This is a genomic window from Nocardioides immobilis (assembly GCF_003515065.1).
Classification (GTDB): domain Bacteria; phylum Actinomycetota; class Actinomycetes; order Propionibacteriales; family Nocardioidaceae; genus Nocardioides; species Nocardioides immobilis.
Genome location: NZ_QXGH01000019.1, coordinates 130,311 through 143,635 on the forward strand (window position 1 = coordinate 130,311; position 13,325 = coordinate 143,635).

Genomic DNA, 13,325 nt, shown 5'->3' on the forward strand with positions numbered 1-13,325 from the left:
TCAGGCGCTGCCGCCGCAGGCGAAGACCCGCTCCCAGGTGACGATGTCGAAGCCGTCCCGCGGCTCGCGGGAGACCTCGCGCCAGCGGCTGCGGCTGAACTCCGGGTAGTGGGTGTCGCCCTCGGGCGCGGCATGGACCTCGCTGATGACCTGCGCGTCCGCATAGGGAAGCGCGGCCTCGTAGACCACGGCTCCCCCGCCGATCATCACATCGCCGGGCATGGTGTCAGCGAGGGTGAGGGCGTCGGGCAGCGTGGGCGCGACGTACACGCCTTCGCCCCGCCAGTCCGGGTCCCGGGTGAGGACGATCGTGGTCCGGTCCGGGAGCGGCTTGCCGATGCCCTCGTGGGTCGTGCGGCCGAGGATCAGGATGTGGCCGGACGTGGTCTGCTTGAAGTGGGCGAAGTCCTCGGGCAGGTGCCACGGGATCTTGCCGCCCAGCCCGATCACGCCGTTCTCCGCCACCGCGGCGACCATGGTCACCCGCTTGCCGCCCGGCGTCATACCGCGATCGGAGCCTTGATGCCCGGGTGCGGGTCGTAGCCCTCGACGCTGATGTGCTCGAGGTCGAACCCGTCGATCTCGGTGATCGAGGTGTCCAGCACCAGCCGCGGCAGCGGCCGTGGCTCACGAGTGAGCTGCAGCCGGGCCTGTTCGAGGTGGTTGGTGTAGAGGTGCGCGTCGCCGAGCGTGTGCACGAAGTCGCCGACCTGCAGACCGGTCACCTGGGCGACCATGTGGGTCAGCAGGGCGTACGACGCGATGTTGAACGGGACGCCGAGGAAGACATCGGCCGAGCGCTGGTAGAGCTGGCAGCTCAGCCGCCCGTCGGCGACGTAGAACTGGAACAGGCTGTGGCACGGCGCGAGCGCCATCTCGGGGATGTCGGCCGGGTTCCACGCCGAGACGATGTGGCGCCGGCTGTCGGGATTGCCGCGGATCTCGTGGATCACCTGGGCGAGCTGGTCGATGTGCCGGCCGTCGGGGGTCGGCCACGACCGCCACTGGGCGCCGTAGACCGGCCCGAGGTCGCCGTTCTCGTCGGCCCACTCGTCCCAGATCGTGATGCCGCGGTCCTGCAGCCACTTGACGTTGGTGTCGCCGCGGAGGAACCACAGCAGCTCGCCGAAGACGGACCGGGTATGGACCTTCTTGGTCGTCACCAACGGGAAGCCCTGGGTCAGGTCGAACCGCATCTGGTGGCCGAACACGCTGAGCGTGCCGGTGCCGGTACGGTCGCCCTTCTCGACGCCCTCGTCGAGGATCCGCTGGACAAGGTCGAGGTAGGCCTGCACGACGTCAGGTTAGTCCGCCTAGGGTCATCCGCGATGGACATCCCAGCGCAGGTCGCCGACGTCTGCGACCACTTCCTCCGGATCGCGCCGGCCGGGCTCGTCGAGGGGCTGCACCTCCACGGCGGTCTCGCGTTCGGCGAGTGGGTGCCGGGCCAGTCCGACATCGACTTCGTGGCGGTGCTGAGCCACCGGCCGACGGACGCCGAGGTGGAGCTGCTGCGCGAGACGCACGAGGCGATGGCGTCGTACTCCCCCATCCACTTCGACGGGATGCACGTCCTGGCCGGGGACCTGGCCGGCGACCCGCGGGCGTGCCCCGACGTGCCCACCATCCTCGGCGGGTACTTCAGCGAGGGCGTGCTCGACCCGGTCATCGCCTGGCACGAGCTGGCGCGGAGCGGCATCACCGTGCACGGACCGCCGCTCGCGGACCTCGCGGTGTGGACGTCTCCGGACGTGCTGCGGGACCACACCCTGGACAACCTGGACACGTACTGGCGGGCGAACGCCGAGGCCCTCGCGAAGATGCCGTCCGAGGGCGCCGCCGAGGACGCCTGCTGCTGGTGCGTCCTCGGGGTTGCCCGGCTGCACCACCTGCTCGTCACCGGCGAGATGACGTCGAAGTCGGCAGCCGGCCGTTGGGGCCTCGAGCACTACCCCGAGCGCTGGCACCGGGTGCTGCGCGACGCGGTACGGGTCCGCGAGGGCGGTGCCGATGAGTACGGCGACGACCGGGCCGCGCGCGGGCTCGACACGGCCGCGTTCACGGCGTCGGTCGTCACCGAGGCGACCGGCCGGCCGATCTCGAGGCGCTGAGCGCGGCAGCGACGCGCTCGCGCAGTCAAGCGCTGAGCGACATCGGGCCGTAGACGACCCGGTCCAGGTCGAACAGGGTCACCTGCTCGACGCCCGCATCCTTGAGGCCGGACCAGATCTCGCCGATCCACGACTCGGCATCCGCCTGGCTCGGGAACCGGCGCTCGCCGTACTCCTCGGCGGCCTCGCCGGACAGGGTGACCTCGGCGCCGTCGGCGTCCTCGAGGCGCCACCACCACGGTCGCTCGGACGGAGTCGGCTGGCGGAAGGCGGAAGGGGGCTCGGGAAGGTTCATCAGGATTCCCTGACCGAGGTGTCGACGAACGGCGGCTTGACGATCTTGAACACCTCACGGCGACCACGGACGTCGACAGCGACCTCGGCGTCGTCGGCGACGACGCTGGCGACCAGCGCCAGGCCGATGCCCTGCTTGAGGCTCGGGGAGAACGTGCCGGAGGTGACCTCGCCGAGAAGGACGTCCGGAACCAGCGAGACCGACATGTGCGGCCGCGGAATCGCGCGGCCGGTGGAGACCAGGCCGACCAGCTTGCGGCGGGCGCCCTTCTCCTTCTCGGCCAGCACCGCGTCGCGGCCCCAGAACTCGGGCTTCTTCCAGCCGACGGCCCAGCCGAGGCGGGCCTCGTTGGGCGTGACGGTCGGGCCGATGTCCTGGCCGTGCAGCGGGTAGCCCATCTCGGTGCGGAGCGTGTCGCGCGCGCCGAGCCCGCACGGGACGATGCCGTGGTCGGCACCGGCCGCCAGCACCGCGTCCCAGAGCCGGGTCGCGACGCCGCTCGGGGCGATCAGCTCGTAGCCGCGCTCGCCGGTGTAGCCGGTGCGGCAGACGATCACCGGCTCGCCCTCGTAGTCGGCCTCGACGAAGGTCAGGTAGTCGTGCCCCACCGGGAGCCCGACCGCGGCCAGGACGTCGTCGGACTTCGTGCCCTGCACGGCGAGCACCGCGAAGTCGGCGTGGTGGTTGGTCACCTCGACGCCGGCCGGCGCAGCCGCCGCGAGCCGCTCGAAGACCTCGGCGTTGTTGGCCGCGTTGGGGACGAGCAGCACGTGGTCGTCGTCGCGGTAGTAGCTGAAGATGTCGTCGACGATGCCGCCGGTCTCGGCGTCGAGGCACAGCGTGTACTGCGCCCGGCCCGGTCCGATCCGACCGAGGTCGTTGCTGAGGGTGGCGTTGACGAAGTCGGCGGCGCCGTCGCCGCGCACCACGATCTTGCCGAGGTGGCTCACGTCGAAGATGCCGACCGAGGAACGCACCGCGTTGTGCTCCTCGACGATCCCGGAGTACTGCAGCGGCATCTCCCAGCCACCGAACTCCGCGAACTTCGCGCCGAGCGCCTCGTGCCGGTCGTGCAGCGGCGAGCGGGACAGTGTGGCGTGCATGCCCCGGACTCTACTCAGTGGTTCCGCCGTCTACCCTCCGGCGTATGACGACCTTCGCGCTGCGCACCGCCAGCCCTGCCAAGACCCGGGCCGACGTGGTGGTGGTCGGCGTCGTGCCCGGCGGACGCGGTCGTACGGCGACGGCCCGGCTCGCGGCGGGCGGCGACGATGTCGCGCAGGCCTACGGCCGCAAGCTCGCACCGCTGCTGGCGACGCTCGGCCTCACCGGCAAGCCGGGCGAGGTCGCGAAGATCCCGACGAACGGCACCATCGGGTCTCCCCTCCTCGTCGTGGTCGGCCTCGGCGCCCAACCGGGTGACCAGCCCGACCCGCTCGCGATCAGGCGGGCGGCCGGTGCCGCTGCACGCGCGGTGACCAACGCGGCGTCCGTCGCCCTGGCGCTGCCGGCCGACACCCCGGAGCTGGTGCGCTCGGTGATCGAGGGCTACCGCCTGGGCGGCTACACGTTCACCCGCTACAAGAGCGGCAGCACGGCCTCGGCGCCGGCCGAGATCGTCGTACTCTCGCCCGCCGCGCGGCGCAAGGAGGCGATCGCCGCGTTCGACGAGGCGCAGCTGGTGGTCGACGCCGTCGTCGCGGCGCGCGACTGGGTCAACACGCCCCCGGGCGACCTCACCCCCGGCCTCTTCGCCGACGAGATCGTCGCGGCCGCGAAGCCGGTCGCCGGCGTCAAGGTCAAGGTGTACGACGAGGTCCGGCTCGCCGAGCTCGGCTGCGGCGGCATCCTCGGCGTCGGTGCCGGATCCGCCGCACCCCCGCGGCTGGTCGAGCTCGACTACCGCCCCACCGGCGCCACGACCCACCTCGCCCTCGTCGGCAAGGGCATCACGTTCGACTCCGGCGGCCTCACCATCAAGCCGGCGACGAGCATGCCGACGATGAAGGAGGACATGGCCGGCGCGGCGGCGGTCGTGCAGGCAGTGCTCACCATCGCCCGGCTCGGGCTGCCGGTCCGGGTGACCGGCATCGCCGCGCTGGCGGAGAACATGGTCGGCGGCGCGTCGTTCCGGCCCGGCGACGTCCTGACGACGTACGGCGGCACGACCGTCGAGATCACCAACACCGATGCCGAGGGCCGGCTCGTGCTCGCCGACGCGCTCGGCCGGGCGGTCGAGCGCAAGCCCGACCTGGTCGTCGACGTCGCCACCCTGACCGCGCACATGTCGCTCGCGCTCGGAGACCGGATGTGCGGCGTGATGGGCGACGACGCCACCGTCGAGCGGGTCCTCGCCGCGGCGGTCGCCGCCGGCGAGGAGGCGTGGCCGATGCCGATCCCCGAGCACATGGAGGAGCGGATCCGCACGACCAAGGTCGCCGACCTCTCCCAGCACGACTGGATCCGCTGGGGCGGCGGCCTGTTCGCGGCGGCCTTCCTCCGGGAGTTCACCGGCGGGCTGCCCTGGGCGCACCTCGACATCGCCGGGCCGGCGTTCAACAAGGGTGGCCCGTCCGGGCACTGGACGTCCGGCGCGACGGGCTACGGCGTGGCAACGCTGGTCGAGCTCGCCCGCTCCCTCTGAGGCCCTACGTCTCGCGCGGCTTGTACTGCGGGTAGTCCTCGGCCTTCTGCGCCTTGCGCGCCCGCGAGTTGAAGTCCCGCATCCGCTGCGGGATGCCGACCACGGCGGCGTCGTACGACGGCACCTGGTGCTTGTTGCAGAAGTCGTGCGCCCACTTCACGCCGGGCACCCGGCGGCGGGTCCACTCGCCGTCGTGAGCGACGAGCAGCAGGGTCACCTCACTGACCGCGGTGCGGGGCTCGACGAAGCCTTCGACACCGCGGCGGTTGGTGACCCACTCGTGCAGGTGCGCCTCGTCGACCTTGTCGGACGCGCGCACCCGGGTGGAACCCGTGCGCGCTGCATCGTGCGCCGGCCCACTCATCTTCGGTCCCTTCCGGAACCGGCTGAACAACCCCATGCGACAAAGTCTGCCGTACGACGCCAGCGCCGGGGTCCTTACGGGCATCAGGTGCCTACCGACGAGTACGCGACCCGTTGCGCTGGGCCTCGGGGGTGGTGCAAGGATGGGCGCCGCACTTGAAGCGCAGGCCGACAGGAATGTGGGAGGACAGCGGTGGCCGACGGCGACAACGAAGTCGACGTTCTCATCCTGGGCGCGGGGTCAGGCGGCTACGCCTGTGCCCTTCGCGCCGCTCAGCTCGGACTCAGCGTCGCGCTGGTCGAGCAGTCCAAGCTCGGCGGCACCTGCCTCCATGTCGGGTGCATCCCGACGAAGGCGCTGCTGCACGCGGCCGAGATCGCCGACGCCACCCGCGAGGCCGAGAGCTTCGGCGTGCTGGCGAAGTACGACGGCGTCGACGCCGCCGGTGTCCTGGCCTATGCCGACGGCGTGGTCTCCCGGCTCTTCAAGGGGCTCACCGGCCTCGTGAAGAGCCGCGGCATCCGAGTCGTCGAGGGCCGGGGCACGCTGACCGGTTCGCACGAGGTCACGGTCGAGGGAGCCGACGGCACGGTGACGCTCACCGGTCGCAACGTCGTGCTCGCGACCGGGTCCACCCCGCGGCTGATCCCCGGCATCGAGATCGACGGCACCCGGGTCCTCACGTCCGACGACGCGCTCCGGCTCGACCGGGTGCCACGATCGGCGATCGTGCTCGGCGGCGGTGTCATCGGCTGCGAGTTCGCGAGCGTCTGGCGCAGCTTCGGCACCGAGGTGACGATCGTGGAGGCACTCCCCCGGTTGCTCCCGCCCGAGGACGCCGCGTCCTCCGCCGCGCTCGAGCGCGCGTTCCGCAAGCGCGGCATCACCTCCCGCACCGGCACGTCGGTGACCGGCGTGACGACCAGCGACGAGGATGGTGGCGGCGTCGTGGTGACGCTGTCCGACGACACCGAGCTGCGCGCCGACGTACTCCTCGTTGCCGTCGGCCGGGGACCCCGCACCGAAGGCCTCGGCTACGAGGAGCAAGGCGTCACCCTCGACCGCGGGTTCGTGACCGTCGACGACCACTGCCGCACCGGCGTCGACGGCGTCTGGGCCGTCGGCGACATCGTGCCCGGCCTCCAGCTCGCGCACCGCGGCTTCCAGCAGGGCATCTACGTGGCCGAGCAGATCGGCGGGCTCGACCCGCGTCCGATCGACGAGCGCGGGATCCCGCGGGTCACCTACTCCCGGCCGGAGGTCGCATCGGTCGGCCTCACCGAGGAGCAGGCCAAGGAGCAGTACGGCGACGACGGCGTCGCCACGCTCACCTACGACCTCGCCGGCAACGGGCGGTCCCAGATCCTGCGTACCCAGGGGTTCGTCAAGCTGGTCCGTGAGGTCGACGGACCGGTCGTGGGGGTGCACCTCGTCGGCGAGCGGGTGGGCGAGCTCATCGGCGAGGCCCAGCTGGTCTACGGCTGGGAGGCGCACCCGGACGACGTCGCCCCCCTGGTCCACGCCCACCCCACGCAGCACGAGGCGCTCGGCGAGGCGTTCCTCGCCCTGGCCGGCAAGCCCCTGCACACCCACAGCTGACAGCAGTCACCGAACACCAAGCGAAGTCGAGGATTCCATGGCCACCGAAGTCAACCTCCCGGCACTCGGCGAGTCCGTCACCGAAGGCACCGTCACCCGCTGGCTCAAGCAGGTCGGCGACAGCGTGGCCGTCGACGAGGCGTTGCTCGAGGTCTCCACCGACAAGGTCGACACCGAGATCCCCTCACCCGTCGCCGGCACCCTGCTGGAGATCAAGGCCTCCGAGGACGAGACCGTCGAGGTCGGCGCCGTGCTCGCGGTGATCGGTGACGAGGGCGAAGGCTCCGGCGGTGGCGGCGAATCGTCCGACGAGGCCCCGGCCGAGGAGCCTGCGCAGGCGGAGGCGCCCGCGCAGGCCGAGGAGCCCGCCCCCGCCGAGGAGTCAGCGCCCGAGCCCGAACCGGCCAAGGAGCCGGAGCAGCCGGCAGCCGAGTCGTCCGGTGGTTCGGGCGGCGACGGCACGCCGGTCACGCTCCCGGCGCTCGGCGAGTCGGTCACCGAAGGCACCGTCACCCGCTGGCTCAAGAAGGTCGGCGACGAGGTCGCGGTCGACGAGCCGCTGCTCGAGGTCTCCACCGACAAGGTCGACACCGAGATCCCCTCGCCCGTCGCCGGCACCCTGATCGAGATCAAGGCCGAGGAGGACGAGACCGTCGAGGTCGGCGCCGAGCTGGCCATCATCGGGTCCGGCTCGCCCGCCCCCGCCAAGGAGTCCGAGCCGGAGCCGGCCAAGGAGCCCGAAGCCAAGCCCGAGCCCGCCAAGGAGCCGGAGCCCGAGCCGGTCAAGGAGCAGGAGCCGGCCAAGGAGCCCGAGCCCGCGAAGGTGCCCGAGGCCAAGCCCGAGCCCGCACCGGCCCCGTCGGCTCCGGCCGCGCACGCTGCCCAGTCGGCGGGAGCGGACGGTCCCGGTTACGTCACCCCGCTGGTCCGCAAGCTCGCGGCCCAGCACAACGTCGACCTCGGATCGGTCAACGGCTCGGGTGTCGGCGGCCGGATCCGCAAGCAGGACGTCCTCGACGCCGCTGCCGCCCAGAAGTCCGCGGCCCCGGCTCCGGCAGCCTCGTCCGCCCCGGCGGCGTCCGCTCCCGCCGCTCCCGCGACGAGCCCGTCGCCGCTGCGGGGCCAGACGGTGCCCGTCAGCCGGCTGCGCAAGATCATCGCCCAGCGCATGGTCGAGTCGGTGCAGATCTCGGCCCAGCTCACCCAGGTGGTCGAGGTCGACGTCACCAACGTCGCCCGCCTGCGCGAGGCGACGAAGGCGGACTTCCTCGCTCGCGAGGGGGTGAAGCTCTCCTACCTGCCGTTCTTCGCGAAGGCCGCGATCGACTCGCTCAAGCAGCACCCGTCGCTCAACGCCACCCTCGACCTCGAGGCCGGCCAGGTCACCTACCACGACCGCGAGAACATCGCGTTCGCCGTGGACACCGAGAAGGGGCTGCTCACCCCGGTCGTCAAGGATGCCGGCGATCTCTCCATCTCCGGCCTGGCCAAGAAGATCGCCGATGTCGCCGGTCGCACCCGCTCCAACAAGATCGGCCCCGACGAGCTCTCCGGCGGCACGTTCACGATCACGAACCTCGGCAGCGTCGGTGCCCTCTGGGACACCCCGATCATCAACCAGCCGCAGGTCGCGATCCTCGGTCCGGGCAGCGTCGTCAAGCGCGCGGTCGTCATGGACGACCCGGACCTGGGCGAGACCATCGCGATCCGCCACATGGTCTACCTCGCGCTGACCTACGACCACCGCCTGGTCGACGGCGCCGACGCCGGCCGGTTCCTCCAGGAGGTCAAGAAGCGCCTCGAGGCGGGCCAGTTCGAGGTCTGACGACTCAGACGTCCTACGGCGCGGGCCCCCGGCGGCCCGCACCGTAGGACGTTGTGCCGGTCGTCGCTGACCCGCATGGCAGGGTGAACGGCATGGCACCGTTGTCGATCGTCATGGCCGGCAGCTCCGGCTTCCTCGGGACCCACCTCCGCAGGGAGCTGGAGCGTCGTGGGCACCGCGTCACCGCGCTCGTCCGACGCCCGACGAAGCTGCCGGACGAGTCCTCCTGGGATCCCGACGCCGGTCGCGTCGACAGCGACGTGGTGGCCGCTGCAGATGTGGTCATCAACCTCGCCGGCTCGCCGACGCTCGGCAATCCCCACTCGCGGAAGTGGTCGCAGGCGCTGCACGACTCGCGGGTGCGCACGACGGCGGTGCTCGCCGAGGCGATCGCCGGCGCGCAGGAGCCGCCGTACTTCCTGGCCGGCAACGCCGTCGCTTGGTACGGCGACCACGGCAGCGCCGAGCTGCCCGAGACCGCTGACACCCGGGGTCACTCCCTGATGACCACGGTGTGCCGCGACTGGCAGGCTGCCGCGCGACCTGCTGAGGACGCCGGCGCGCGCGTCGTCTACCTGCGGACCGCCCCGATCATGGAACGGTCGAGCGCGCCGCTGCAGCAGCTGCGGCTGCTGTTCAAGACCGGGCTCGGCGGACGGATCGGCAGCGGCCGGCAGTACATGCCGATGATCTCGCTGCGGGACTGGGTCGGCGCCGCGTCGTACCTCTGCGAAGACCCGACGGCCGAAGGACCGGCCAACCTGTGCTGCGTGGAGACGCCGACCAATGCCGAGTTCACCCGGGCGCTGGCCGACGCCCTGCACCGGCCGGCCTTCGCGGCGGTCCCGGCGCCCGTCATCAAGCTGGCGGCCGGCCGGGTGGCGCCCGAGCTGCTGGGCTCGATGAACACCCGGCCGCAGAAGCTGCTGGACCTCGGCTACGAGTTCGCCGACCCCGACGTGACGGCGGTGCTGGCCAGCGGCCTCTCGTAGGCCGCGGCGAGCACCCACCGGCCCCCGGTCCTCCGGAACGAGAGGCGCCGGGTGGTCAGCCCGTCACGCGGTAGCGCCTGCGGTCCCCCACCGCCGATCGTCACGGCGGCCGCGTCGGCGAGCCGGTCGGTGACGTCGAGGACGATCCGGCGACCGGTGCGCACGCGGAGCTCGACGGTCAGCACCTGCATCACCATCCGGCGCACCCGGAGGCCACGGTCGACCCAGCGACGCAGCATCGCGACGTCGCGGACGCCCACCGACGAGCCCGGGGCGTAGATCCGCCGCAGCGCCGCGACGTCTCCACGCGCCCAGGCCGTCGACCGGGCTCGGTCCCAGTCGCGCAGCACCGCCAGCGACGCCACGGCCTCGGTGACGGTGACCGAGGGCGCCAGTCGTGGCCCCGGCGCTGTCACCGGTGCCGGGCTGCTGCGGTCCTCCCCCGGCGTCGACCGCAGCAGCCCGGTGGTGACCAGCCCGACCACGGCCACCACGATCACGGCCGCGACGGCGAGCGTCACGCGGATCGGCGGAGGTGAGACGAGGTCGGCGGTCATGGCGTCAGTCCTACCCCTGGGACGGGCCGGGCGCATCCGGCTATCCACAGGGTCTCGAGACAGTCGATGCGCGACTTCCTCGACCACCGACGGCGAGTACGCTCGACGCGTGACAGATCTGGAGTTCCAGGAGATCGGCCTCGGCGCCGACGCCCTCGACTACCTCGCGGCCTGGGAGCTCCAGCGGCAGGTGCAAGAGCAGGTCACGGCGGGCGACCGTCCCGGCACCGTGCTGCTCCTCGAGCACCCACCGGTCTTCACCGCCGGCAAGCGCACCGACCCGCACGAGCGGCCGGCCGACCCCGGCGGCGCCGCTGTCATCGACGTCGACCGCGGCGGCAAGATCACCTTCCACGGTCCCGGGCAACTGGTCGGCTACCCGATCGTCCGGCTCCCCGACCACGTCAAGGTCGTCGACTACGTACGCCGGGTCGAGGAGGCGCTGATCGCCGTGTGCGCCGACTTCGGGGTCACCACCGCCCGCATCCCCGGGCGCACCGGCGTCTGGCTCCGTGCCGACGCCCGCGGGCCCGAGCGCAAGATCGCCGCGATCGGGATCCGGGTCCGCCGCGGTGTGACCATGCACGGCTTCTCGCTCAACTGCGACGTCGACCTCGGCTGGTACGACCGGTTCGTCCCCTGCGGCATCGCCGACGCCGGCGTCACCTCGCTCACCAACGAGCTCAGCCGGGACGTCACCGTCACCGACGTGCTGCCGTCCGTCCGCCAGCACCTGGGCGAGCTGTTCGCCTGGCGGCCGTACGACGCCACCCCCGACTACGAGGCCCGGCCCGAACCGGGCCGCATCCCGCGCATCCCGCTCCTGACGCCGAGCAGCTGACCGACACCTGAACGGCCGCTGAAGTCCGGCGTGTCCGACACTTCGGGCAACCTTTTGCGTGGTCCCATCGTCTGATCCCCCGAGGGGACGGACTTCAAGAGGGGACATTCGGGTGAGCGACCTGGTCATCGAGACGACCGGCCTGCGGAAGGAGTTCCGCAGCCTGCGCGGCGAACTGCGGGTCGCCGTACAGGGCCTGGACCTGGCGGTGCCGTCCGGCGGCGGCGTGCACGGCTTCCTCGGACCCAACGGGTCCGGCAAGACCACGACGATTCGGATGCTGCTCGGGCTGGCCCGCCCGACCCGCGGCACGATGCGGCTGTTCGGTCAGCCGGTCCCCGCGCAGCTGCCGCAGGTGATCGGCCGGGTGGGCGCGGTCGTCGAGTCACCGAAGTTCTCGCCGAACTTCAGCGGCCGCCGCAACCTCCAGCTGCTCGCGGGCGCGATCGGTGCCCCCACAGCGAGCGTCGATGCGGCGCTGGAGACCGTGAAGCTCACCGGCCGCGAGAAGGACCGCTACAAGTCCTACTCGCTCGGCATGAAGCAGCGGCTCGCCATCGCCGCGACGCTGCTCAAGACCCCGGACCTGCTGATCCTCGACGAGCCGACCAACGGCCTCGACCCGGCCGGTATCCGCGAGATCCGGGAGACCATCCGCGACCTCGGCGCCTCGGGCGTCACGGTGCTGCTGAGCTCGCACATCCTGGCCGAGGTCCAGCAGGTCTGCACCTCCGCCACCATCATCGGCAACGGCAAGCTGCTGGCTTCCGGCACGGTCGACGAGCTGCTCGGCAGCGGTACGGCGTACCGGGTCGTGGTCCCGGAGCCGACCGCAGCAGCCGACGTGCTCACGCGCGCGGGGCTGGCGCCGTCCCACGTCGACGGGGTGCTGCATGTCGAGGCCCAGCGGCCGGCCGAGATCACCCAGATCCTCGGCGAGTCCGGCATCTGGCTCACCGAGCTGACACCGTTGCGGGCGGACCTCGAGGCCTACTTCCTCCAGCTCACGGAGGCCGAGGAGCTCGGCCATGACACTCACGACACCACCGGGGCGATCGCGTGAGCCGGCTGCTCCGCGTCGAGCTGACGCGGCTCCTGTGCCGGCGGGCCGTGCTCGTCATCCTCGCCGTGGCCGTCGCGATCCCGACCGTGATCGGCGTGGCGACCGTCCTCAACACCCGGCCGCCGTCCGACGCCGACCTCGCCTACGCCGAGGAGCAGGTCGCTGCCGAGAGCGCCCTTCCCGGCGTCCAGCGCCAATTGGAGAAGTGCCTCGACAATCCCGAGCGGTTCCTCGGTCGGCCCGTCCCGGACGACGTCCGGGCAGCCTGCGAGGAGAACTACCTGCCGCAGCCGGAGTGGTTCGTCTACTGGGAGCAGCTGAGCCTCGCCGAGGAGCGGGACAACGGCTCCGGGCTCGCGGTCGTGATCGTGCTGGCGATCCTGACGATGCTCGCCGGCACCACCTTCGCCGGCCACGACTGGGCCAGCGGCTCGGTCAGCAACCAGCTCCTCTTCGAGCCCCGCCGCCCGCTCGTGTGGGCCGCCAAGGGGGCGATCGTCACGGGGGTGGCCGGGCTTTTCTCCGGCTTCGTGGTGACGGCGTACTGGCTGCTCCTGGGCCTGGTCGCCGGCTCGCGCGACATCCCGACCGGCGACGGACTCCTGCTCGACTGCCTGCAGAGCGGGTGGCGCGGCGCGGGAGTCGCCGCGGGAGCGGCCTTGGCGGGCTTCGCGCTCACGATGCTGTTCCGCAGCACCGTTGCAGCGCTCGGCGTGCTGCTCGCGGCCAGCGTGGCCGGCGGCATCGTGCTCGCGGTCATCGGCGTCGACTCGGTCTGGAACCCCGGGCTCAACATCGGGGCGGTCATCCTGGACGGGGCGAAGTACTACGCCGACGCGCCGTGCCCGGGCAACGAGGAGGTTGGGTTCTGTTCGGTGGAGCGGACGTTGCCGATCGGGCGCGCCCTCTGGTTCCTGGGGTCGGGCCTGGTGCTGTTCACGGTCGCCTCCCTCGCGTCCTTCCAACGTCGCGACGTGCCCTGATCGCATCTGGAGACGGGCGTTCGAGAGACGACCTCGACCAACGGGTTTCAC

The 13,325-nt window shown here is 72.0% G+C and carries 14 protein-coding genes; 8 read left to right on the forward strand and 6 right to left on the reverse strand.

Annotated elements, in window-relative coordinates:
• Together D0Z08_RS16060 and D0Z08_RS16065 are read right to left on the reverse strand one after the other, a co-directional pair.
• Complete coding sequence (locus tag D0Z08_RS16060; RefSeq protein WP_118926260.1) at positions 1 to 504, reverse strand: dihydrofolate reductase; 504 nt, start codon at positions 502 to 504, stop codon at positions 1 to 3.
• Positions 501 to 1,295 (reverse strand): thymidylate synthase, encoded by a 795-nt coding sequence (locus D0Z08_RS16065; protein ID WP_118926261.1) that lies wholly within the window; start codon positions 1,293 to 1,295, stop codon positions 501 to 503. Before D0Z08_RS16065 ends, D0Z08_RS16060 begins: the two co-directional genes overlap by 4 nt.
• Positions 1,296 to 1,328: 33 nt before the next feature.
• On the opposite strand from D0Z08_RS16065, the gene D0Z08_RS16070 reads away from it, so the two are divergent.
• Positions 1,329 to 2,111, forward strand: a complete 783-nt coding sequence (locus D0Z08_RS16070) for an aminoglycoside adenylyltransferase domain-containing protein (protein WP_118926262.1) — start codon at positions 1,329 to 1,331, stop codon at positions 2,109 to 2,111.
• A 25-nt stretch (positions 2,112 to 2,136) separates the two neighbouring features.
• Here the strand turns inward: D0Z08_RS16070 and D0Z08_RS16075 are convergent, their stop codons facing one another.
• The gene (locus D0Z08_RS16075) at positions 2,137 to 2,406 is read right to left on the reverse strand and encodes a hypothetical protein (RefSeq protein WP_118926263.1); all 270 of its coding nucleotides are present in this window, start codon (positions 2,404 to 2,406) and stop codon (positions 2,137 to 2,139) included.
• Positions 2,406 to 3,509 (reverse strand): glycine cleavage system aminomethyltransferase GcvT, encoded by a 1,104-nt coding sequence (gcvT, locus tag D0Z08_RS16080; protein WP_118926264.1) that lies wholly within the window; start codon positions 3,507 to 3,509, stop codon positions 2,406 to 2,408. The genes D0Z08_RS16075 and gcvT overlap by 1 nt, the downstream gene beginning before the upstream one ends.
• 44 nt (positions 3,510 to 3,553) lie before the next feature.
• On the opposite strand from gcvT, the gene D0Z08_RS16085 reads away from it, so the two are divergent.
• Positions 3,554 to 5,050: a leucyl aminopeptidase gene (locus D0Z08_RS16085; RefSeq protein WP_118926265.1), complete on the forward strand. Its 1,497-nt coding sequence runs from the start codon at positions 3,554 to 3,556 to the stop codon at positions 5,048 to 5,050.
• Between the two features lie 4 nt (positions 5,051 to 5,054).
• Here the strand turns inward: D0Z08_RS16085 and D0Z08_RS16090 are convergent, their stop codons facing one another.
• Positions 5,055 to 5,450 (reverse strand): hypothetical protein, encoded by a 396-nt coding sequence (locus D0Z08_RS16090; protein ID WP_245994012.1) that lies wholly within the window; start codon positions 5,448 to 5,450, stop codon positions 5,055 to 5,057.
• A 156-nt stretch (positions 5,451 to 5,606) separates the two neighbouring features.
• Between D0Z08_RS16090 and lpdA the strand changes: the two genes are divergently transcribed.
• The 3 genes from lpdA (at position 5,607) to D0Z08_RS16105 (ending at position 9,830) form a co-directional block, all read left to right on the forward strand.
• Complete coding sequence (lpdA, locus tag D0Z08_RS16095; protein WP_118926266.1) at positions 5,607 to 7,013, forward strand: dihydrolipoyl dehydrogenase; 1,407 nt, start codon at positions 5,607 to 5,609, stop codon at positions 7,011 to 7,013.
• Positions 7,014 to 7,050: 37 nt separating this feature from the next.
• On the forward strand, positions 7,051 to 8,838 hold the full coding sequence (gene sucB / locus D0Z08_RS16100) for a 2-oxoglutarate dehydrogenase, E2 component, dihydrolipoamide succinyltransferase (protein WP_118926267.1): 1,788 nt from the start codon (positions 7,051 to 7,053) through the stop codon (positions 8,836 to 8,838).
• Positions 8,839 to 8,930: 92 nt separating this feature from the next.
• On the forward strand, positions 8,931 to 9,830 hold the full coding sequence (locus D0Z08_RS16105; RefSeq protein WP_147381441.1) for a TIGR01777 family oxidoreductase: 900 nt from the start codon (positions 8,931 to 8,933) through the stop codon (positions 9,828 to 9,830).
• Here D0Z08_RS16105 and D0Z08_RS16110 read toward each other — a convergent pair.
• Entirely contained in the window at positions 9,776 to 10,387 is a 612-nt protein-coding gene (locus D0Z08_RS16110; RefSeq protein WP_118926269.1) for a hypothetical protein, read from the reverse strand. The genes D0Z08_RS16105 and D0Z08_RS16110 overlap by 55 nt on opposite strands.
• 109 nt (positions 10,388 to 10,496) lie before the next feature.
• Between D0Z08_RS16110 and lipB the strand changes: the two genes are divergently transcribed.
• The 3 genes from lipB (at position 10,497) to D0Z08_RS16125 (ending at position 13,274) form a co-directional block, all read left to right on the forward strand.
• Positions 10,497 to 11,228, forward strand: coding sequence for a lipoyl(octanoyl) transferase LipB (gene lipB / locus D0Z08_RS16115; protein WP_245994014.1), 732 nt, complete (start codon positions 10,497 to 10,499; stop codon positions 11,226 to 11,228).
• Positions 11,229 to 11,340: 112 nt separating this feature from the next.
• Entirely contained in the window at positions 11,341 to 12,291 is a 951-nt protein-coding gene (locus D0Z08_RS16120) for an ABC transporter ATP-binding protein (protein WP_118926271.1), read from the forward strand.
• Positions 12,288 to 13,274, forward strand: a complete 987-nt coding sequence (locus D0Z08_RS16125; RefSeq protein WP_118926272.1) for a hypothetical protein — start codon at positions 12,288 to 12,290, stop codon at positions 13,272 to 13,274. Before D0Z08_RS16120 ends, D0Z08_RS16125 begins: the two co-directional genes overlap by 4 nt.
• The last annotated feature ends 51 nt before the right edge of the window (positions 13,275 to 13,325 follow it).